The sequence below is a fragment of the Rhizobium sp. C104 genome (assembly GCF_022354505.1).
Lineage (GTDB): Bacteria > Pseudomonadota > Alphaproteobacteria > Rhizobiales > Rhizobiaceae > Rhizobium > Rhizobium redzepovicii.
The window spans coordinates 3,195,230-3,216,428 of the sequence record NZ_CP092348.1; the positions used below are offsets into that span (position 1 = coordinate 3,195,230).

The window sequence follows — 21,199 nt, forward strand, 5'->3', positions numbered from 1 at the left end:
CCTCAGAGCGTGCTGTAAATCGCCGCCGCCTCCTGTTTCAGCTTTTCCATCATCGACCGGTAAGGCCCCGGTCCATAGCTGATGCGGCCGACACCGAGCTTTGCCAGGGTTTTCACATCGGGAGCGCCCGCCCGCATCATGATATTGACCGGCAGCGACGATGCAGCGCAGATCTTTTCGATCAAGGCGGGATCGATCAGGCCGGGAACGAAGAAACCGTTGCCGCCGGCCGCCGCATAGGCCCTGCCGCGCTCGATCGCCTCGTCCACCAGACCGGCATGTTTGGCAAGATCGCCTTCGGCGAGGAAGAGATCGGTGCGGGCGTTGATGAAGAAGGGGATGTCTCTGCCGTCGGCCATGGCGCGAATGGCGCGGATGCGGGCCGCCTGGCTCTCGGCGGGGTAGAGCCCCTCGCCGGCAACCACCCGATCTTCGAAATTGATGCCGATGGCGCCGACATCCACCAGCCTGGCGGCATTGGCCGCCGCCCCCTCGGGCTCCGCCGAATAGGCGCCTTCGAAATCGACCGACAGCGGCAGGTCGATGACGGCGGTGATGGATTTCGCCGTCTCCACAAGTACCTGCATCGGGAGTTTCTCGCCATCGGCAAACCCGTGGGCTGCGGCGACCGACCAGCTTCCGGTCGCGAGCGCCTTGGCGCCGGCTTCCGTCACCGCCTTCGCCGTGCCGGCATCCCAGATATTGTAGAGGACGATCGGATCGCCCTTCTTATGCAGCGCGGCGAATGCCTTGGCCTTCTCAATCTGGTTCATGCTGTCTCCTCCATCTTCGCCTGTGTACTGATTTTCTCTTCATGGCGCAGCAGCCACTGTTTGCGCCAGAGCCCGCCGCCGTAGCCGGTCAGCGAACCATCCGCGCCGAGGATACGATGGCAGGGCACGATGATGGCAAGCTGGTTGGCGCCATTGGCGCGGCCGACGGCCCGCACCACCTCCGGCCTTTCCATCTCCCTGGCAAGATCGCCATAGGCGCGCGTCTCACCGACAGGGATTTCCATCAGCTTTGCCCAGACATGTTTTTCGAAGGGCGTACCGCCAAGCGCCAGCGGCGTCGTGAAAACGGTGGGCCGGCCCTCGAAATAATCCCGGATCTCCGCCTCGATCTGGTCGATGACAGGGGTGCGGCCGATTGCGACCGAGGATCGGACGCGCTTCTGCAGCGCTTCGAGCTCAGTCGGCAGCGCCTTACGATCATGAAATTCGAGAAGGTGCAGATGCGTCTTGTCGGCAACCGCGATCATCGGCCCGAGCGGGGTGGCGAACCAATCGGCAACGAGCAATTCGCGGTTTTGCGAGAGCGCCGGCGCTTTACCGACGAGCCGCTGGAATGCCGTGCGAAAGCCGCTCGGAGAACTCGTATCCGGCGTCGATCTGCGCATCGATGACGCGCGCGCCGTCGGCCAGCTGCCGGGCCGCTTCGCCGAGCCGGCGATAGCGGACGATGTCATGGAAGGTCATGCCGAGCGCCCGCTTGAAGGCGCGGCGCACCGTCGAGGGATCATGGCCACGGCGGACAATCTCCTCCTCGGTCCAGCGAACCTCCGGCTGAGCGTCGAGTGCCGCAAGCAGTTCGTCGACGATCGGCTCCCTGCCCGGCTGTTCCAGCGGCCTGCAGCGCCGGCAGGGACGAAAGCCGGAATGCATGCAAGCGGCGATCGTCTCGAAGAACAGGGTATTTTCCCGCTTCGGCTTGCGCGCCGGGCAGGTCAGCCGGCAGAAGATGCCCGTCGTCTTGACGCAGACATAGGCCTGCCCCTCATAATCAGCGCTGCGCGCGATCAAGGCGTCATAGAGCGTATCGTCGTCGGGGCGTTCGAAAAGCATATCCGCTTTCTAGCATCCCGCGCATGCGCCGTCCGCCGAAAATCGGGCGTCTATTTTATTCTTGTCGATTTCCTTGCGGCCGCGCCCATGCCATAAGACCGCCATGACAAAGATCGACCGCACGCCTGATAAAGCCGATTTCGCGCACGTCACAGACTGGGTCTTCGACCTCGACAACACGCTCTATCCGCATCATGTCAATCTCTTCGCGCAGATCGACAAGAACATGACCGCCTATGTCGCGGCCTTGTTGCAGATGGAGCGGGAAGAGGCGCGCAAGCTGCAGAAGCAATATTACCTCGAGCACGGCACGACGCTGCAGGGCCTGATGATTCATCACGGCATCGACCCGAACGACTTCCTCGAAAAGGCGCATGCGATCGACTACACGGCGCTGACGCCGCAGCCGGAACTCGCCGCGGCGATCAAGGCGCTGCCCGGGCGTAAGTTCATCTTTACCAATGGCAGCGTCAAACATGCGGAAATGACGGCCGGTGCGCTCGGCATTCTCGAGCATTTCGACGACATCTTCGATATCGTCGCCGCCGACTATGTGCCGAAGCCGGCGCAGGCGACCTACGACAAGTTCACGGCGTTAAAATGCGTCGAAACGAGCAAGGCGGCGATGTTCGAGGATCTGCCGCGCAATCTGACGGTGCCGAAGGCGCTCGGCATGCAGACAGTGCTGTTGGTGCCGCGCAATCTGGAAGACACGCTCGTCGAATGGTGGGAAAAGACCAGCGGCGAAGAGGATCACATCGATTTCGTCACCGACGACCTCGCCGCCTTTCTCGGCAAGATTACCGCTCGGAGCTGATCTGGCCCCTGGGTTGGCGGCGACTGACGGATTACCAAAGTTTCATTCAGCTTACCGATGTTTAACTGGGGCTTTCCGCCCTGCTGCCGTAGCTTTCTTCGTGAGGGGACACCTCACGAAAGGCAAATACGATGTACCGCAACAAGCTGATACTGGCAGCGCTTTCCTCCACCCTCATCTTCGGCGCAGCCGCCGGGGCAGGCCATGCCGCACCCGGTGACGCGCCGCGCCAGCACCCCGGCATGCACGGTCCGGGGCCTGCCGCCTTCCGCGAAATCACCTATGTCAGGATGCTCAAGCAGTTCGACGCCAACAAGGACGGCAAGGTCTCCAAAGAAGAAGCGACCGCCGGCCTCGACAAGGTTTTCGCTGCGATCGACACCAATAATGACGGCTCGCTGACGCCCGGTGAAATCAGCGCATACCAGAAGACGCAGATGCAGGCGATGAGAGATCAGCGCAAGCAGGAGGCCAGCGAAAACAAGGATACCGATACCGCAGCCGCGACGCCAGGCAATGACGACCAGGGCCGGCCGCCACGCGACGGTCACGGCGGGCATGATGGTCATGACGGGCACCGTTGGATGCGCCATGGCGGCAACTTCATGCGCGCCTCGATGATGATGCACCGGGTTGATACCGACCAGAACGGCCAGATTTCCAAACAGGAAGCCGTTGCCGCCTTCGACAAGCTGTTTGCGCGGATGGACCGCAACAAGGACGGCGTCATCTCGATCGACGACATGCCGGACCGGCCGCTGCTGTAGGCCGCGGCTGCAAGGTTGGGCGAACCATCGCCTCCGCTCTTCCCCGCCCGGCGGGGAAAGAGCCACGTCTTACGAACGGGATGCCGAGCCGCTATTCGCGATGCTCATAGAAATCCTGGATGATCTTCCACGCGGCTTCGGCCGTGTCGACGAAGCTGATCAGCTTGACGTCGTCGGGCGCGATCGTGCCGAATTCGGCCAGGGCATCGAAATTGACGATGCGGCGCCAGAAGGCTTCGCCGAAGAGGATCAGCGGCAGCCGCTCCATGCGGCCGGTCTGGATCAGCGTCAGGCATTCGAAGAATTCGTCGAGCGTTCCGAAGCCGCCGGGAAAGACGGCGATTGCCTTGGCGCGCACCATGAAATGCATCTTGCGAATGGCGAAATAGTGGAAGTTGAAGCTGAGTTCCGGCGTCACATAGGCGTTCGGCGCCTGTTCGTGCGGCAGCACGATGTTGAGGCCGATCGAGGGTGCGCCCTCGTCGGCCGCGCCGCGATTGCCGGCCTCCATGACGCCGGGACCGCCGCCGGTGACGATGACATATTCCTGGAACCCGAGGGTCGCCGAATATTTCGAGCAGAGCCGGGCGAATTTTCGCGCCTCGTCATAATAGACGGAGGCCGCCTCCAGATTGGCGCGCTGGATGTCGTTGCGTGCCGCCCAAGCGCTCTGGCCGGGGGCGGGAATACGGGCGCCGCCGAACATGACGACGGTCGAGCGGATGCCGCGCTCCGTCAGCATCATCTCCGTCTTCAGCAGCTCCAGCTGCAGGCGGATCGGCCGCAGCTCCTCACGGCAGAGGAAATCTTCGTCGACATAGGCAAGGCGGTAGGCGGGCGACATCGTCTGCGGCGTCTTCGGCACAGCCTCGGCGCGCTGCCTGTCGGTCGAGCTGCTCTTCAGCGGGTCCCATACGCCATCCTTGCGCCGCGACCCGCCGTTTCGTCCCTTCGCCATGTCGAAATGCCTTTCAGTCTTGCCGGCTTCAAAGCCGGATATGTCGCTATAACGCCTTGAATCCAAGTATGATCTTGTTGGAAAAATCATTCCGTTCTACGGCTGCATGCTGTAGAGCAGGTTAAATCCCTGCCAACCGCATTCCGGAGACTCCGCCGTCTCCACGATAAAGATCGAAGTTTAAGGAATTCTCATGAGCGCCACCGACCTCGCATCCCTCGAAAAGACCATCGAAGCCGCCTTCGACAATCGCGACAATGTGAACACGTCGACCAAGGGCGAGGTTCGCGATGCGGTCGAAGCAGCGCTCGACCTGCTCGATGCCGGCAAGGTTCGTGTCGCAACGCGCGGCGCCGACGGCGCCTGGACGGTCAATCAGTGGCTGAAGAAGGCCGTGCTCCTGTCCTTCCGCCTCAACGACATGGACGTGGTCAAGGGCGGCTCGGGCAATTCCACCTGGTGGGACAAGGTGCCCTCGAAATTCGAGAACTGGGGCGAGAACCAGTTCCGCGCCGCCGGCTTCCGCGCCGTGCCGAACTGCGTCGTGCGCCGCTCGGCCTATATCGCCCCGAACGCCATCCTGATGCCCTCCTTCGTCAATCTCGGCGCCTATGTCGGCGAAGGCACGATGGTCGATACCTGGGCGACGGTCGGCTCCTGCGCGCAGATCGGCAAACATGTGCATCTCTCCGGCGGCGTCGGCATCGGCGGCGTGCTGGAGCCGATGCAGGCCGGCCCGACGATCATCGAAGACAATTGCTTCATCGGCGCCCGTTCGGAAGTGGTCGAAGGCTGTATCGTCCGCGAAGGCTCGGTGCTCGGCATGGGCGTCTTTATCGGCAAGTCGACCAAGATCGTCGACCGCGCCACCGGCGAAGTGAGCTACGGCGAAGTGCCGCCCTATTCCGTCGTCGTCGCCGGCTCGATGCCGTCGGGCAGTGCGACCATGGGCAACGGCAAGCCAGCGCCGCATCTCTACTGCGCCGTCATCGTCAAGCGCGTCGATGAACAGACCCGATCCAAGACCGGCATCAACGAGCTGCTCAGAGATTGATGACACCAGGACTTTGATCCGGTAAACAGGCGGCGTCTTTTGCGCGAGGCCGCCGCCTTGCCATGTCTTTGCCATTCCCGCCGGATAGTTCGACGCCATGACCGCTACCGATCCCGTCGCCAATCTTCAGACGCTGATTCGCTGCCCCTCGGTGACACCGGCCGAAGGCGGCGCGCTGTCGGCGCTCGACGCCATGCTTGCGCCGCTCGGCTTCACTGTCGACAAGGTGAAAGCGAGCGAAGCGGGAACCGCCGATATTGAAAACCTCTATGCCCGGCTTGGCAAGGACGGCCCGCATCTGATGTTTGCCGGCCATACCGATGTCGTGCCGGTCGGCGACGAGGCCGCCTGGACGCATCCGCCCTTCGCCGCCGAGATATCGAAGGGCGAACTCTTCGGTCGCGGCGCCGTCGACATGAAGGGCGGCATTGCCTGCTTCGTCGCCGCCGTCGCCCGCCATATCGAAAAGAGCGGGCCGCCCAAGGGCTCGATTTCCTTGCTGATCACCGGCGACGAAGAAGGCCCGGCGATCAACGGCACAACCAAGCTCCTGCAGTGGGCGGCCGAACGCGGCGAACGCTGGGATGCCTGCCTGGTCGGCGAGCCCACCAATCCGGACAGGCTCGGCGACATGATCAAGATCGGCCGGCGCGGCTCGCTGTCGGGCAAGATCACCGTGCATGGCGTCCAGGGCCACGCCGCCTATCCGCATCTTGCCGACAATCCGGTGCGCGGCATGCTGCAGCTGACGGAGGCGCTGATGGATCCGCCCTTCGACGGCGGCACCGACGATTTTCAGCCCTCAAACCTTGAGGTGACCACGGTCGATGTCGGCAATCCGGCGACCAACGTCATTCCGGCCAAGGCCTCGGCCAGCTTCAACATCCGCTTCAACGACAGCTGGACGGCCGAGACGCTGCGCGCCGAAATCCTGCGGCGCCTCGACGCCGCCGCCGGGGATGGTCGGCTGCGGCCGGGCCGCGAACCGGTGAAATACGATATCGTCTGGGCCGACCGGCCGAGCCATGTCTTCCTCACCCGCAACAATGCCCTGATCGCCTCGCTCTCTTCAGCCGTCGAAAGTGTCACCGGCCGCTCGCCGGCGCTTTCGACCACCGGCGGCACCTCGGATGCGCGTTTCATCAAGGATTATTGCCCGGTCGTCGAGTTCGGCCTCGTCGGCCAGACGATGCACATGGTCGACGAGCGCGTCGCCGTTTCCGATCTGGAGATGCTGACGGCGATCTACGAGACCTTCATTGCCCACTGGTTCGCCAATGCCGGGGCTTAGGGAAGTCCAATACTATTTGGCCGGCCTCTGGCTGCTGATCCGGCTGGATCCGCGCGGCTTCCGCTACCTCGATTTGTCCGAGCGCGGCGTGAACCGCTCGTTCTGGGCGATCGCCTGGTGCCTGCCGCCGATGGGCATTTCCTGGCTCTGGTGGCGGCAGGTCTTTCTGCGGTCGATGCCGCCGGAAGCCGATGTCGGCTTTGCCTTCTATCTCAGGCTCGGCTTCGTCGAGCTCGCCAACTGGTTCGTGCCGCTGGTTTTTGCCGGGCTGCTGCTGCTTGCCTTCCGCATGGGCGAGCGTTTCGCCCCTGTCGTCGTCAGCGTCAACTGGCTCGGCGTGCCGCTCTCCTATATCAACGGGCTGCTGCTGGCGATGGTTGTCTTCCTTCCCGGCTCCGTCGGCCTTGTCTCGCTGCTGCTGCTTGCCTTCATGCTGGCTCAGGTCTTCGTGCTGGCGCGCATTCTGCGGATGATCTGCCACGGTCATCCGCTGATGGTCGGGGCAATGACGCTGGTGCTGCTGGTGCCGTCGATGATCCTTTCGGAATATCTGCAGCACTTCCTCGGCATCTATCCGGTCTGACCAAGCTTACGATGGATCGTCATCGGTCTCGCTGACCGGCCTGCGCCGGTCGACGATCACCTCCGGATAATCCACCTGCAGGAAATAGAGCCCGTCGGGCGGCGCCACCGGGCCGCAGGCCTTGCGGTCGCGCGCCGCAAGGGCGGCCTCGACATCGTCAGGCGTCCATTTGCCTTCGCCGGCGAGCTTCAGCGTGCCGGCGAAGGAGCGGATCTGGTTGTGGAGAAAACTCTGCGCCGTGGCGCGGATCTCGATCAGCTCGCCGCTGCGCGTCACATCCAGCCGATCGAGCGTGCGCACCGGGTTGTTTGCCTGGCAATGAGCGGCGCGGAAGGTGGAGAAATCGTGGCGGCCGACCAGCCTCTGGGCGGCGGCGTGCATGACCTCGTGGTCGAGCGCCTTCGGTACCCACCAGGCCTTGCCGGCTTCCAGCGCCAGCGGCGCCCGTCGGCTGACGATCCGGTAGAGATAATGGCGGCGCAACGCCGAGAAACGGGCATCGAAGAATTCCGCAACCGCCTCGACATCGAGAATGGAAACACGCTCGCCGGCAAGCCTCAGATGCGCGTTCAAGGCATTCTGCAGCTGGTACGGCGACCATGCCTTCGACAGATCGACATGGATCACCTGGCCCATGGCGTGGACGCCCGAATCGGTGCGGCCGGCGCCGCGGATCGAGACGGTCTCGCCGGTCAGCGACAGCACTGCGGCTTCGATCGCGCCCTGCACCGAGGGGCCGTTCTCCTGCCGCTGCCAGCCGACATAGGGGCCGCCGTCATATTCGACGGTCATGCGGAAGCGCGGCATCAGGAAAGCCTCGTGCCGACGGCAAGCGGCGTACCCCTGAGGAAATCGGCCGCGGCCAGCGGCTTGCCGCCTGCCTTCTGCAGCCTGGTCAGCCGCACAGCACCCGAGGCGCAGGCGACCGCGAGGTCGTCGCTCAGCAATTGCCCGGCAGGCCCCTCGCCTTCAGCCAGCTCCGAGCCGAGCACCTTCACGCGCTCAGGCTTGCCACCGATCTCGAGCTCGAACCAGGCGCCGGGAAATGGCGCCAGACCGCGGATATGATTGTGCACATCTAGGGCATCCCTGGCAAAATCGATGCGGGTTTCGGCCTTGTCGATCTTGGCGGCATCGAGCACACCATCTTCCGGCTGCGGCGTCAGCGGCAGGTCGTTCATCTCCAGCTTCACCATGGCTTCCGCCATCGCCTTGGCGCCGACCTGCATCAACCGGTCGTGCAGTTCGCCTGCCGTCATGTTCGGGCCGATCTCGACTGTGCGGGTGAGCGCCACGGCGCCGGTATCGAGCCCCTTGTCCATCTTCATCACCATCATGCCGGTTTCTGCGTCACCCGCCATGATCGCCCGCTGGATGGGCGCCGCACCCCGCCAGCGCGGCAGCAGCGAGGCGTGGCCGTTGTAGCAGCCGTCGCGGGTGCCGTTCAAAACCGCCTCCGGCAGCAGCAATCCATAGGCGACGACGACGGCGACATCGGCCTTGAGAGCGGCGAACCTCTCGCGCTCCTCGGGATCTTTGAAATTGACCGGCGTGAAAACCGGCAGGCCGAGCAGTTCGGCCGCCTGATGCACCGGCGATTTCTGCAGATCGAGCCCGCGTCGCCCGCCCGGCCGCGGCGGCTGCGTATAGACGGCGATGATCCTGTGTCCGGCATCGACCAGCAGGCGCAGGGTCGGAACGGAGAACTCCGGTGTTCCCATGAAAATGATGCTAAGAGACATTCTATCTCGCCAATTGAGGATCAGCCGTCTTCAAACGGGTTTACGAGCTTGAGATCAAGCCCCTCGAAATCTCTGGTGTTGCGGGTGGCGAGCGTGGCGCCGTTTGCAAGGCAGATGGCGGCGATCATCGCATCCTTGGTCTCCATCGGCCGCCCGCCCTCTTGCGCTGTGCCGCCAAGAGGCCGTAGCGATTGGCCGCGCTCAGGGAAAAACCGAGGATACGGCCTGAAAATTCCAACTCGATCTTATTAAAGTCGGATATCAACGTTGCCTTCCGCCTGCCGTCATCAAGAAGTTCAAGACCATAGCGCATTTCGGCGACGGCAATCGTCGTCAGGAAAAGCGTCTCGACGTCATAGCCATCAAGCCAGTTCAATATCCGCTCGCTGTGGGTTCTCCCCTGCATTTCGGAAATCACATTCGTATCGAGGACGATCATGTGTCGAAGCGCGGCGGTTCGCGGTCGGGTTCGTGGCGCGATGCGGCGATGGTTTCCACCTCCTCATCGCTCAATCTTTCATCGCTCATCAGCGAGCGAAAGCGCTGTCCGGCGGAAGCCCCCGAACGCCCGACAGCAATCTGCCGGCGGATGATTTCGATCGCCTCTTCCGAAAGGCTGCGGCCATTGCGCTGCGCGCTTTCCTGAAGCTGCCGCTTCATTGCATCCGGAACATCGCGAATAAGCAGGTCACCCATCGGCACCTCCATTATGATATCAGTGATATCATAGCGCCTCGCCGGCGAAATTTCAACGCGACGCTCAGAGCGCCTTCGACTTCGCCGCCTTGGTGAATTTCTTGATCACCATCTCCCGCTTCAGCCGCGAGATATAATCGATGAACAGCACGCCGTTCAGATGGTCGATCTCGTGCTGCAGGCAGGTGGCGAGCAGGCCATCGGCTTCCACCGTCTGTTCCTTGCCGTTCCGGTCGAGATATTTGACCGAGACGACGGCGGGGCGTTCGACCTCGGCATAATAATCCGGGATAGACAGGCAGCCTTCTTCATAGACCGAGCGTTCGTCGGAAGATTTGACGATCTCCGGGTTGATGAAGACCTGCGGCTGCTTTTCCTCGCCTTCGCGCGACACGTCGATGACGAGCACGCGGCGCGGCACGCCGATCTGGATCGCCGCAAGGCCGATGCCCGGCGCGTCGTACATGGTTTCCAGCATATCGTCAGCAAGACGCTGCAGGTCGGCATCGACCCGCTCGATCGGCTTCGAAGGCCTGGCGGAGAATAGGATCGGGAAGAATGATGAGTGGCTTGATGGTCATGGCGTTCCCATAACCCATCTTTTCCGACTATGGAATTATCCGGCAGGCAGGGAAGACGCTTTTTTGCATCCCCGCCCGGAATTTCGCCATATTCGCCGCGGGCCGCTGGCCGGCAGCGGTACCGGAACGACCCTTTTGGCCAGCAAGCGCCTCGGCCTGCGAGGACATTGGGGGCGCTATGTCCGTTCACGTTTTGATCTATATATTGCCACCTCTTCTGTTATGGTTACGGCATGACCGCTAGTTCCGATTCGTTCAGTTTGTCGCTTGCCTCGATCAGCCCGGCCATGCTGGCGCTTGCCGGCGGGGTTCTGCTGGCTCTTATCCTGCTGGTGATCGTGCTGCTGCTGCGCGGCGCAAGCCTTCGCCGCGAGCAGGCGGAGGAGGCAAGCTTTCGTGCCGCTGAAAGCGAGGCGCGCATGGCCGAGCTTTTGAAGATCCAGGCGGAGATGCAGGGCCGGATCGCTGTGATGACCGAGGTGTTCGGCGCGCGGCAGAGCGAGCTGAACCAGGCGATCAGCCAACGCCTCGACGGCATGTCGCAGCGCGTCAACTCGACGATCACCGAGCAGACCAAATCGACGCATGAGAATTTGCAGCGGCTGCAGGAGCGGCTGGCGGTGATCGATGCGGCGCAGAACAATATTCAGACGCTCGCCAAGGATGTCGTCGGGCTGCAGGCCATTCTTTCCAACAAGCAGACGCGCGGCGCCTTCGGCCAGTCGCGAATGGAAACCATTGTCGCCGACGGCCTGCCGATGGGCGCCTATGCCTTCCAGCAAACGCTCTCCAACGGCTCGCGGCCCGACTGCACGATCCGCATGCCGAACGGTGCGCCGCCGCTGGTGATCGATGCGAAATTTCCGCTCGAGGCCTGGAACGCGATCCGCGACGCCGGCAGCCCGGAGGCGGGCAAGATCGCCGGCCAGCAGTTCCGCCGCGACATGGAGATCCATATCAGGGACATTTCCGAGAATATCTGATCCAGGGGGAAACCCAGGATACGGCCTTTCTCTTCGTGCCGTCGGAATCGATCTTCGCCGAGATCCACGAAAACTTCGAGCCGGTGGTGCAGAAAGCGCACCGCGCGCGCATCGTCATCGTCTCGCCATCGCTGCTGATGCTGTCGATCCAGGTCATCCAGGCCGTGCTCAAGGATCAGCGCATGCGGGCGCAGGCACATCTGATCCAAGGCGAAGTGGCGATCCTAATGGACGACCTCGGCCGCCTCGACGAGCGGGTGCGCAAGCTGCAGGGCCATTTCGCCATGGCGCAGAAGGATATCGACATGGTCGTCACCTCGGCCGACAAACTGACCAAGCGAGGCGCCAAGATCGAAGCGCTGGAATTCGAGGCCGGCGGCGACAGCAAACCGGGCCGCGACACCGAACCCGCAGCCAAATCGGTGGAAAGCCGCACCGGGCTTCTCAAGCTCAGGGTGGTTGACGAGGAGTGACCGCTTCGGGCAGTGTCTCGCCCGCATGCGCCAAAGGACGGGACACCCCTGATGATTACAGTTTTCGGGTCCATCAACATGGATCTCATCGCCACCACCGAGCGTCTGCCGAAGCCCGGCGAGACGGTGGCCGGCAACGGTTTTGCCACCGCCGCCGGCGGCAAGGGCGCCAACCAGGCACTGGCTGCGCGGCGCTCCGGCCGCTACGTGCATATGGCAGGCGCTGTCGGCAAGGATAGCTTCGCCGCCGATGCCCTTGCCCTGCTCGATGATGCGGGAACCGATCTTTCTCTGGTCAAGCATGTCGACGGTCCCACCGGCACGGCGCTGATCCTTGTCGGCGGCGACGGTGAAAACATGATTGCCGTCGTTCCCGGTGCCAACGGCGTGGTCACCGCTGACGATGCCGAGACGGCGATCGGCGGCATGAAGGAAGGCGATATCTTGATGCTGCAGTTCGAAGTGCCGGCTGATGCCGTCGAACGCGCCCTGTCGGCCGCCCGCGCCAAGGGCGTCACCAGTATCCTCAACCTTGCGCCCTTGATTTCCGATGCGCCGCGCCTCGGCCGGCTTGCCGATATCGTCATTGCCAATGAGACCGAGTTCGAGCGGCTAGCCGGACAGGACGGCATGGACGCACCGGCGCGCGAGGCAGCCCTGATGCGCCTGCACGCCGAAACCGGCCAGACGCTGATCGTGACGCTTGGCGGCGACGGTGTCATCGCCATTCGCGACGGAGCGATCTTAAGGGCGCAGGGTCTGAAGATCGAACCCGTCGATACGGTCGGCGCCGGCGACACTTTCTGCGGTTATTTCGCGGCGAGCCTCGACGAGGGCCTGGATTTTGCCTCGGCGCTGCGCCGTGCGGCCGTTGCCGGTTCACTCGCCTGCCTCAAATCCGGGGCGCAGCCTTCGATCCCTTGGGGTGAGGACGTCGCAGCCAGGATATAAGCTGCGTCTCTTTGCGAAGCCGCCGGCAGGGCCCTTAATTTTAAGGGGAATTCCTGCCTTTTTACCGCGGCGCACGGCCCAAATTTCATTCAAATTTAACAGATCCCCAGCGATGTTGCTCCTGGTCGCCGGTGACGCATGCCTTTGATCCGGCCGTCCATTGCATAATTCAAAATGCTGCGGCGTCCTTTGCGCGTCTTTAACAGATGCACGGCGCTGCAGGCGGCGGCTCCATGACGGGGCGATGCCTTTGCTCCTGCGCCGGAAAATGCCCGTTCGGCGCATCCTTGCCCGAGGATTCCCATGTCCATATTCCGCATGAAATCGCTTGCCGCGAAGCTCATCGTCATCACCGGCATCGCCATCGCGCTTGTCCTTGTCGTTTCGAACTTTTTCCTCATCGGCCAGACCCGGGACCGCGTCCAGACGCTGACGATGGATCAGGCGAACCTCGAGGCGAAATCGATCGCAAATGAAATCGCCGCCAATGTCGGCGAACTCGCCAGCGCCGCGCGCACCATGTCCGGCGTCATCGGCCGCGGCCATGAAGGCAAGGCGCTCGATCGCAAGGGCATGATCAACGTGCTGAAGGCCAATCTCGAGCAGAACGCCTTCGCCTTCGGCAGCTGGTTTTGCGAGCAAGCTCGGCGCGCTCGACGGCAAGACCACCGAGATCGCCAACGACAAAGACGAAGGCACGAACAAGAACGGCGCCTTCACGCCTTACTGGTCGAAAACCAAGGATGGCGGCATCCAATATTCGACTTTCGATAATGATTATACCGCCGAATGGTGGAAGCTCGCCGCCGACAGCGGCAAGGGCGCGATCACCACGCCCTATATGGCCGAAGGTACCGACGTTCCGACGCTGTTGACCTCGATCGCCTATCCCGTGATGTCGGGTGGCAAGATGATCGGCGTCGGCGGCGTCGACATCTCGCTGAAATCGCTGACCGATAAGCTGCAGGCGCTGCATCCGTTCGGCTCCGGCCGCGTCACGCTGCTGTCGCAGACCGGCAACTGGATCGTCGCGCCGATCCCCGACCTGATGACCAAGCAGTATGACGGCGAAGGCGCCGACACCGTCAAATCGGCGCTGTCAAGCAAACAGCCGGGCCTCGTCAGAAACCTCGCCTATGACGGCCTCGATCCTTTCGACCGCGTCGTCTATCCGTTCGCGGTTCCCGGCGTCAACGCCACCTGGGTCGTGCTCGTCGATGTCCCGCATACGGCGATCAACGCACCGGTGCAGGATCAGACCACCATGATGATCGTGAACGGCCTGATCGTGCTCGGCGCAGTGATGCTGGCGCTCTATTTCGCCGTTCGCTCGCTGGTGCAGCGACCGCTCGGCGGGCTGGTTGCCAGCGTCGGAGCGCTGGGCGACGGCAAGTATGACGAACCGGTCGCCGCCCAGGACCGTACCGACGAAATCGGTTCGGTCGCCAAGGCGCTCGAAGGCTTCCGCTTCACGCTCGCCGACAGCCGTCGCCTCGAAGACGAGGCCGCCAGAGAGCGGCAGGCGGCGGAGACCGAGCGCGGCCGTTCGGAATCGGAACGCCAGCAATCGGTATCGCTTCAGCGCCATATCGTCTCGATCGTCGGCGATGGCCTTTCGGCGCTGTCGCAGGGCAATCTCAGTCACCGCATTATCGACGATTTCCCCGGCGAATATGGCAAGCTGAAACAGGACTTCAACGCCGCCCTTGCGAGCCTCGAAGAGACCATCAACACGATGAACCTCAGCGTCGCCAATATCGGCTTGGGCACCGGCGAAATCAGCAACAGCGCTTCCGACCTCGCCAAGCGCACCGAACAGCAGGCGGCAAGCCTTGAGGAGACGGCGGCCGCACTCAACGAACTCACCGCACAGGTCGATTCCAGCGCCGACAACGCCCGCACGGCCGCAGACAACGTCAACCTCGCCTGCCAGGACGCCGAAAAGTCCGGCGAAGTGGTGCAGAAGGCGATCGCCTCGATGCAAGGGATCGAGCAGTCATCGACGGAGGTTTCGAGGATCATCGGCGTCATCGACGAGATCGCCTTCCAGACCAACCTGCTGGCGCTGAACGCCGGTGTCGAGGCGGCGCGTGCCGGGGAAGCCGGCAAGGGCTTTGCCGTCGTCGCCCAGGAGGTGCGCGAACTTGCGCAGCGTTCGGCCAATGCCGCCAAGGAAATCAAGACGCTGATCAACACCTCGGCCGTCCAGGTCAAGGAAGGTGTCGATCTGGTCGGGCGGGCCGGCGGCACGCTGCACAAGATCGCCGAACAGGTGATGAGCATCAATGATCTCATCCGCCAGATCTCGGCATCGGCCAGCGAACAGGCCGTCGGCCTGAAGGAAATCAACCAGGCCATGAACCAGATGGACCAGGTGACGCAGCAGAACGCGGCGATGGTGGAGGAAGCCACCGCCGCCAGCGTCGCCCTCAACGACGAGGCACAGACGCTGAAGGCGCTTGCTACCCGTTTCAGCGTCGCAGGCTCAGGCAATGCCGCAGCACTGACCTCGGTTGCCCAGCAGATGCGGGCGCCGGCTGCCCCGGCCGCTTCGCCTCGTGCCACCCCCGCGGTCCGCCGCGTGGCAGCTCCATCGCGAGGCTCGGCTGCCGTGGCGCAGGATAGCTGGGAAGAGTTCTGAGCATCAGTTCCCTAAAGCGCGTCACGGCTAACTTGATTCATGCGACGCGCTTTGGCTCTTTGTTTTTATGCATGTCGTTATCCGGGAACCGCTGCACACTTCCCGGCGCCATGCATTATCATGCAAAAGGCGCCGGGATGAGCCGGCGCCTTTCGCATTTCAGACATAAATGACGCTCAGGCAGCGTTCGACGTCTGTTCCTCATTGAGGAAAGCGTAGATTGCCGAAGCGGAATCCGTGGCGCGCAGCTTGGCGACCAGATCGTGATCGCGCAGCACGCGGGCGATCCGCGACAGGGCCTTCAGATGATCGGCACCGGCACCTTCCGGCGCCAGCAGCAGGAAGACGAGGTCGACAGGCTGGTCGTCCAGGGCTTCGAAATCGACCGGCTGCTCCAGCCGGGCGAAGATGCCGACGATCGAATGGATGTTGACCAGCTTGCCGTGGGGAATGGCGATGCCGTTGCCGACGCCGGTCGAGCCAAGGCGTTCGCGCTGCAGGATGACGTCGAAGATCTCCCGTTCGGAGAGCCCGGTGATCCTGGCGGCTCTTGCGGCCAATTCCTGAAGCAACTGTTTCTTGGAATTTACTCTGAGGGCGGGAATGATCGCATCCTGATGGAGCAAATCTGCCAATGCCATTTCTTTTTCCTTCTGTCGCCGGGATCAAATGCAACGAGCGGCGGCGATACCGCCGCTCACCGCCTGATCTCAGCCTTTGATATTGGCGGAATCGATCCAGCCAATATTTCCGTCGTGCCGACGGTAAACGATGTTCAAGTGTTCCTTGCCGGGGCTGCGGAACAGGAGAAGCGGCTCGTCGGTCATGTCGAGCGCCATCACGGCGGTGGCGACCGACATGGTCTTCAGCTGCTTCGTGCTTTCGGCGACGATGGCCGGCGCGAAATCGTCGGGGATCTCATCTTCGTGGTCAGGAACGGAATCCATGACCGTGTAGGAGACTTCTGCAAAACCGTTCAGATGGTTTCCGGCATGATGGTCCTTCAGCTTGCGCTTGTAGCGGCGCAGGCGCTTTTCGATGCGCTCCGAAGCGGCGTCGAAAGCCAGCAGCGGGTCCGTCGCCTCGCCGGCCGCATGCAGCACCACCCCACTGTCGAGATGAAGCTTGCAGTCTGCCGAGTAACGAGAACTCGCCTTTTCCACGGTCACCTGACCCGAATATCCCCCGTCGAAGTATTTCGTGATGGCCATACCAATTTGGTCCTCGATCTTTTGACGGAACGAGTCACCAATTTCCATATGTTTACCGGACACACGCACACTCATGGAGTTTCCCTTCTTATCGTCGTTTGCGGGTATCAGTTTACGCCAAGCCTCAGGTTCATCCAAGCACTTCGCGCAATCTCAAGCAAGATCGGCGTCAGCCTGCTGGTCCTTGGTGCCCTTCTGATGCTGGGGATAACTCCAGACGCCGTTTGCGGCATCGATTGCGGCGGGCTTCTAGCCAGCCGCTGTTGAAAAGTCAATAGGGCGAAAAATCGGCATCACTAATACACGCGACGCACGCATCGAAAACACGGTAATTACAGCATATTTCACCGGCCACTTACCAATGACCTTTAGTGGATTCTCGCTGTGGTTGCCATAACCCGCGCCGGGATCGTCATGGCTGCGACACCGAAGATGACGCAAACGAGTCCAATCCAGGCCGTCGGACTCAGCCTTTCACCGAGGAAAAGGATGCCGATCGCAACACCGATCGGCACTCTGAGATAGGCTTGCGACGTCGTGCCGACCGAGCCCAACGTTTGGACGAGACGGAAATAGATCGCAAAGGCAAGCGCCGTCGAAAAGGCGGACAGAGCCAGCAGCGCCAGAATCGATGCGGCCGAGGGATCGAGCGTCCACGGCCGGTCGACGACGAGGCTGACCGGCAGGAGAATGACCGCGCCCGAGATCAACGAGCCGGCCGCCGGCACGGCGGGATCGAGCCCCTTGAAGTTCTTGCTGAAAATCGCCGCACCGGCATAGCAGGCTGTCGCCAGGATGATGGCGAGCTGCGCCATCAGGCTTTCGCCGAGACCGCCGAGCACCTCTACGCCGATGACCAGGCAGATGCCGGCAACTCCTGATATGACGCCGAAAAGCTTTCGCGCCGTCACCTGCTCGTGGCGGACTATCAGCACGGTCAGCAGGAAGGTGAAGATCGGCGTTGCCGAATTGAGGATCACCGCCAGCCCGGCATCGACGGATTGTTCCGCCCAGGCAATCAGCGTGAAGGGAATGACGCTGTTCAGACAGGCCTGGACAAAAAACCGCCGCCACGTCCCACCGTCAGTGGGCAGACGGATTCGCCGGTAGCGGAGGACGGCGAGCAGAATGCCGCCGGCAATCAGCGTGCGGACGGCGATCAAAGTCACCGGGGGGATCGTCTCGACGCCGATCTTGATGAAAGTGTAGGACGACCCCCAGAGGGCTGCCAGCGCCAGCAGCAGGAGAAGCTCCCTGGCAAGCTTCGGATTTTGCGGCGTCATGGTCGGCTTTCCCAATTCGTTCAAGACGTCAGAGAAATAACGGGGATTTGGAGCTGGATGCTTCGATCAAGACCGAAGCATTGCAGCGTCAGAAGCCGGCGACCTTGGCGAGCGCCCGTTTTTCGCGCCGGCGCTGGACCGAGGAGGCAATGTTCATAGCCTCGCGGTACTTGGCAACCGTGCGGCGGGCGAGATCGACACCGCCTTTCTTCAGCATGTCGACGATATCGTCGTCGGAGAGCACCGCGTCGGGGCTCTCCTGCATGATCAGCGCGCGGATCTTGTGACGCACCGCCTCGGCCGAATGGCTGTCGCCGCCGGCAACGGCGCTGATCGAGACGGTGAAGAAATATTTGAGCTCGAAGAGGCCGCGCGGCGTCAGCATGTATTTGTTCGAGGTGACGCGGCTGACGGTGGATTCGTGCATCTTGATCGCCTCGGCGACCGTCTTCAGGTTCAGCGGGCGCAGGTGGTCGACACCGTTCAGCAGGAAGGCATCCTGCTGGCGGACGATCTCGCTTGCCACTTTCATGATGGTTTTTGCCCGCTGGTCAAGGCTGCGCGTCAGCCAGTTGGCGCTTTGCAGGCATTCGGACAGGAAGGCGTGATCATCGCCATTCCTGGTCACACGGGAAAAATAGGACTGGTTGACGAGCACGCGCGGCAGCGTATCCGGATTGAGCTCGACCAGCCAACCGCCCTCCAGGGAGGGCCTGACGACCACATCGGGCATGATCGCTTCGGAAACGCCGGTCTCGAAACCGCTGCCAGGCTTGGGATTAAGCTGCCGGATTTCGCCGAGCATATCGAGAAGGTCTTCCTCGTCGACGCCGCAGAGCCGCTTCAGCGTGGCAAAATCGCGCCGTGCCAGCAGTTCGAGGTTTTCGACAAGCGCCTGCATGGCGGGGTCATACCGGTCCTTCTGCCTGAGCTGGATCGCCAGGCATTCGGAGAGGCTGCGGGCGAAAACCCCCGGCGGATCGAGCGTCTGAAGTGCGGCAAGCACACGCTCGGCCGCAGTCAGGCTCGTGCCCAGCCGCTCGCCGGTCTCGACGAGATCGACTTGCAGATAACCGGCATCGTCGAGCTGATCGACGAAGTTCTGCGCGATCAGCCGATCGGCCATGTCGGGCAGGACGAAGGGGATCTGCTGGGCGAGATGATCACGCAGCGACACCTGGCCGGCGACGAAATCGTCGAGATCGTAATCGGTGCCCTCGCCGCCGCTGCCCGGCATCGATTTCCACTGGCCGACGAGTTCCGGCGCATCGAGGCGCTGCGGCGCGCTGTCATCGGGATAGACATTGGTGTAGTTGGCGTCGAGCTCGTCGTTCAGCCGGCTGGTGCTGGCGCTGCCGCCATTGTCGTACCAGTCGCTGGAAAGCGCGTCGGTGCGGTTGTCGTAACCATCGTCCGAGCCCGCATCCTCCGGCGAATGACCATAAGGCTCGTCCTCGGATTCGCCGCGTTCTGCGCCCGCCTCGCCGTCATTCGACGGAAATTCGAGCAGCGGGTTCTTCTCCACTTCCTGGGCGATGAACTGGGTGAGCTCGACATGCGTCATCTGCAGCAGCTGGATGGATTGCATCAGCTGCGGTGTCATCACCAGCGATTGGTTCTGGCGCAGGAAAAGACTGGCGGACAGTGCCATGACGGACGCGAAACTCCCTCGATTCCTCCGGGAAACCGCGTCCGATCACACTTCAGGCGACGGAAATCCAACTGGCCCAAAAATTGCTTTTTTATCTCATTTGGTCAAGCGGAACTATGTCGGCGCGGTTAATTTCTGCGGTGGGACAGGTGCCGGCGAAAGGTTTGCGCCGTTTCAGGATGACTGAGGCAGCGTCCCCGTCTTTAGCATCATCGACCGTTCAGAGGCTGAAATTGTCGCCGAGATAAAGCCGGCGCACTTCCGGATTGTTGACGATGTCGTTCGCCCGGCCATGGGTCAGCACTTCGCCGGCATGGATGATGTAGGCCCGGTCGATCAGACCCAGCGTCTCGCGCACATTGTGGTCGGTGATGAGAACGCCGATGCCGCGCGCCGTCAGGTGGTGGACGAGATTCTGGATGTCGGCGACCGAGATCGGGTCAACGCCGGCGAAGGGTTCGTCGAGCAGCATGAAGGTCGGGTCGGTCGCCAGCGCACGGGCGATTTCGAGACGGCGGCGCTCACCGCCCGAGAGGGCAACTGCAGCACTCTTGCGCAGCTTCTGGATATGGAATTCTTCCAGCAACTCGTTCAGCTTCTGCTCGCGCTCGGCCTTGTCCTTGACGTGCACTTCAAGCACGGCGCGGATATTTTCTTCCACCGTCAGGCCGCGAAAGATCGAGGCTTCCTGCGGCAGGTAACCGACGCCGAGACGGGAGCGGCGGTACATCGGCATGGTCGTGACGTCGTTGCCGTCGATCTCGATCGTGCCTTCATCCACCGGCACGAGGCCGGTGATCATGTAAAAACAGGTGGTCTTGCCGGCGCCGTTCGGGCCGAGCAGGCCGACGGCCTCGCCACGGCGCACCACCAGCGAGACGCCATTGACGACGCGCCGCGTCGCATAGGTCTTCGTCAGACCGCGTGCGATCAGCGTTCCCTGATAACGGCTTTTGTCGGCGGCGCCCGCAGCTTGTGGCCCGGGCTGGCCGAACATGGTGGATAGCGATGATAATTTCACGTGGGAGGCCGGCTTCTCAGTTCTGCTTCTGCTGCGCATTCGGCTGCGATTTTGGATCGAGCTGAATTTGGACACGCCCGCCGCAGCTTTCAAGCTCCGCCTGACCGGTTTGCATGTGAACGGTCAGTTTGCAGCCGGTGAAGACGTTCGGTCCATCCGACAGAATAACCTTGTTGCCCTGATCCGCCGTGAGGATGAATGTCTGCGAGGCCATATCGAACTTGCCGTCATCGGCGGTCGCCGTCTGCGTGCCCGATGTCAGCAGGACCTTGTCGGTCACCAGGATCTTGTCGATATCGGCACTGCCCGATGCCAGCGAGGCCGACTGCTGCGGCTGGGCGGCGGGTTGCGTCCCGTCGGCGGCCGGCTTTGCCGCCTTGTCCTTGTAATAGACGGTCATCTTGCCGGACTGCATCGTCGTCGTCCCCTGGACGACCTTGACCTTGCCGGTGAACAAAGCCGTGTGTTCCTGATCGTGGATTTCCAGCTTGTCGCTTTCGATCTGGATCGGCTGGTCGTTGGAAAGCTTCATGCCCGACATCGTGGCCGCCTGCTGCGCTCCCGCGCCCGCGGCCGTCAGAACAAGGGCAAATGCGCCGGCAATGAACGCCAAGCCAGTCTTGCAAGTGGAAATGCGACAATCTTTTGTCAT

General features: G+C 62.3%; 17 protein-coding genes and 5 pseudogenes. 8 read left to right on the forward strand and 14 right to left on the reverse strand.

Annotation, left to right across the window (positions count from 1 at the left end; genetic code table 11):
- Positions 1-2: 2 nt before the first annotated feature.
- Positions 3-773, reverse strand: coding sequence for an isocitrate lyase/phosphoenolpyruvate mutase family protein (locus tag MF410_RS17005; protein WP_097624685.1), 771 nt, complete (start codon positions 771-773; stop codon positions 3-5).
- Positions 770-1,844: pseudogene (locus MF410_RS17010) on the reverse strand (trifunctional transcriptional activator/DNA repair protein Ada/methylated-DNA--[protein]-cysteine S-methyltransferase). Before MF410_RS17010 ends, MF410_RS17005 begins: the two are co-directional and overlap by 4 nt.
- A gap of 103 nt (positions 1,845-1,947) precedes the next feature.
- Between MF410_RS17010 and MF410_RS17015 the strand changes: the two are divergent.
- Both MF410_RS17015 and MF410_RS17020 read left to right on the forward strand, forming a co-directional pair.
- On the forward strand, positions 1,948-2,661 hold the full coding sequence (locus MF410_RS17015) for a pyrimidine 5'-nucleotidase (protein WP_097624683.1): 714 nt from the start codon (positions 1,948-1,950) through the stop codon (positions 2,659-2,661).
- 131 nt (positions 2,662-2,792) lie between these two features.
- Positions 2,793-3,428, forward strand: coding sequence for an EF-hand domain-containing protein (locus tag MF410_RS17020; RefSeq protein ID WP_097624682.1), 636 nt, complete (start codon positions 2,793-2,795; stop codon positions 3,426-3,428).
- Positions 3,429-3,519: 91 nt separating this feature from the next.
- Here the strand turns inward: MF410_RS17020 and MF410_RS17025 are convergent, their stop codons facing one another.
- The gene (locus MF410_RS17025) at positions 3,520-4,386 is read right to left on the reverse strand and encodes an LOG family protein (RefSeq protein ID WP_097624852.1); all 867 of its coding nucleotides are present in this window, start codon (positions 4,384-4,386) and stop codon (positions 3,520-3,522) included.
- Positions 4,387-4,579: 193 nt separating this feature from the next.
- Here MF410_RS17025 and dapD point away from each other — a divergent pair, with 193 nt between their 5' ends.
- From dapD to MF410_RS17040, 3 genes are all read left to right on the forward strand, one after another.
- Positions 4,580-5,440, forward strand: coding sequence for a 2,3,4,5-tetrahydropyridine-2,6-dicarboxylate N-succinyltransferase (gene dapD, locus MF410_RS17030; RefSeq protein WP_097624681.1), 861 nt, complete (start codon positions 4,580-4,582; stop codon positions 5,438-5,440).
- A gap of 97 nt (positions 5,441-5,537) precedes the next feature.
- Positions 5,538-6,731, forward strand: a complete 1,194-nt coding sequence (gene dapE / locus MF410_RS17035) for a succinyl-diaminopimelate desuccinylase (RefSeq protein ID WP_097624680.1) — start codon at positions 5,538-5,540, stop codon at positions 6,729-6,731.
- On the forward strand, positions 6,718-7,314 hold the full coding sequence (locus MF410_RS17040; protein ID WP_003588938.1) for a hypothetical protein: 597 nt from the start codon (positions 6,718-6,720) through the stop codon (positions 7,312-7,314). Before dapE ends, MF410_RS17040 begins: the two co-directional genes overlap by 14 nt.
- Positions 7,315-7,320: 6 nt before the next feature.
- Here MF410_RS17040 and truA read toward each other — a convergent pair whose 3' ends face one another.
- The 5 genes and pseudogenes from truA to def all read right to left on the reverse strand — a co-directional run bounded on the left by truA (position 7,321) and on the right by def (position 10,333).
- Positions 7,321-8,121 carry a tRNA pseudouridine(38-40) synthase TruA gene (truA, locus tag MF410_RS17045; protein WP_239619907.1) on the reverse strand — a complete coding sequence of 267 codons (801 nt, stop codon included), beginning with the start codon at positions 8,119-8,121 and terminating at the stop codon, positions 7,321-7,323.
- On the reverse strand, positions 8,121-9,056 hold the full coding sequence (gene fmt / locus MF410_RS17050) for a methionyl-tRNA formyltransferase (protein WP_239619908.1): 936 nt from the start codon (positions 9,054-9,056) through the stop codon (positions 8,121-8,123). The genes truA and fmt overlap by 1 nt, the downstream gene beginning before the upstream one ends.
- Positions 9,057-9,076: 20 nt before the next feature.
- A pseudogene (locus MF410_RS17055) lies at positions 9,077-9,495 on the reverse strand (type II toxin-antitoxin system VapC family toxin).
- Positions 9,492-9,752: a plasmid stabilization protein gene (locus MF410_RS17060; RefSeq protein WP_097624676.1), complete on the reverse strand. Its 261-nt coding sequence runs from the start codon at positions 9,750-9,752 to the stop codon at positions 9,492-9,494. Before MF410_RS17060 ends, MF410_RS17055 begins: the two are co-directional and overlap by 4 nt.
- A gap of 64 nt (positions 9,753-9,816) precedes the next feature.
- Positions 9,817-10,333: pseudogene (def, locus tag MF410_RS17065) on the reverse strand (peptide deformylase).
- Positions 10,334-10,566: 233 nt separating this feature from the next.
- Between def and MF410_RS17070 the strand changes: the two are divergent.
- From MF410_RS17070 to MF410_RS17080, 3 genes and pseudogenes are all read left to right on the forward strand, one after another.
- Positions 10,567-11,789 (forward strand): annotated as a pseudogene (locus MF410_RS17070) (DNA recombination protein RmuC).
- Positions 11,790-11,840: 51 nt separating this feature from the next.
- The gene (locus tag MF410_RS17075) at positions 11,841-12,740 is read left to right on the forward strand and encodes a ribokinase (RefSeq protein ID WP_097624674.1); all 900 of its coding nucleotides are present in this window, start codon (positions 11,841-11,843) and stop codon (positions 12,738-12,740) included.
- A 303-nt stretch (positions 12,741-13,043) separates the two neighbouring features.
- A pseudogene (locus MF410_RS17080) lies at positions 13,044-15,381 on the forward strand (methyl-accepting chemotaxis protein).
- A gap of 176 nt (positions 15,382-15,557) precedes the next feature.
- Here the strand turns inward: MF410_RS17080 and ptsN are convergent.
- From ptsN to MF410_RS17110, 6 genes are all read right to left on the reverse strand, one after another.
- On the reverse strand, positions 15,558-16,022 hold the full coding sequence (gene ptsN, locus MF410_RS17085) for a PTS IIA-like nitrogen regulatory protein PtsN (RefSeq protein ID WP_003570770.1): 465 nt from the start codon (positions 16,020-16,022) through the stop codon (positions 15,558-15,560).
- A gap of 69 nt (positions 16,023-16,091) precedes the next feature.
- Positions 16,092-16,667, reverse strand: a complete 576-nt coding sequence (raiA, locus tag MF410_RS17090; protein WP_003588952.1) for a ribosome-associated translation inhibitor RaiA — start codon at positions 16,665-16,667, stop codon at positions 16,092-16,094.
- Between the two features lie 293 nt (positions 16,668-16,960).
- Positions 16,961-17,875 carry an EamA family transporter gene (locus MF410_RS17095; RefSeq protein WP_097624672.1) on the reverse strand — a complete coding sequence of 305 codons (915 nt, stop codon included), beginning with the start codon at positions 17,873-17,875 and terminating at the stop codon, positions 16,961-16,963.
- A gap of 88 nt (positions 17,876-17,963) precedes the next feature.
- Positions 17,964-19,526, reverse strand: coding sequence for an RNA polymerase factor sigma-54 (gene rpoN, locus MF410_RS17100; RefSeq protein ID WP_097624671.1), 1,563 nt, complete (start codon positions 19,524-19,526; stop codon positions 17,964-17,966).
- 220 nt (positions 19,527-19,746) lie between these two features.
- Entirely contained in the window at positions 19,747-20,523 is a 777-nt protein-coding gene (gene lptB / locus MF410_RS17105) for an LPS export ABC transporter ATP-binding protein (RefSeq protein ID WP_003583867.1), read from the reverse strand.
- Positions 20,524-20,563: 40 nt separating this feature from the next.
- Positions 20,564-21,199 (reverse strand): LptA/OstA family protein, encoded by a 636-nt coding sequence (locus tag MF410_RS17110; protein WP_097624670.1) that lies wholly within the window; start codon positions 21,197-21,199, stop codon positions 20,564-20,566.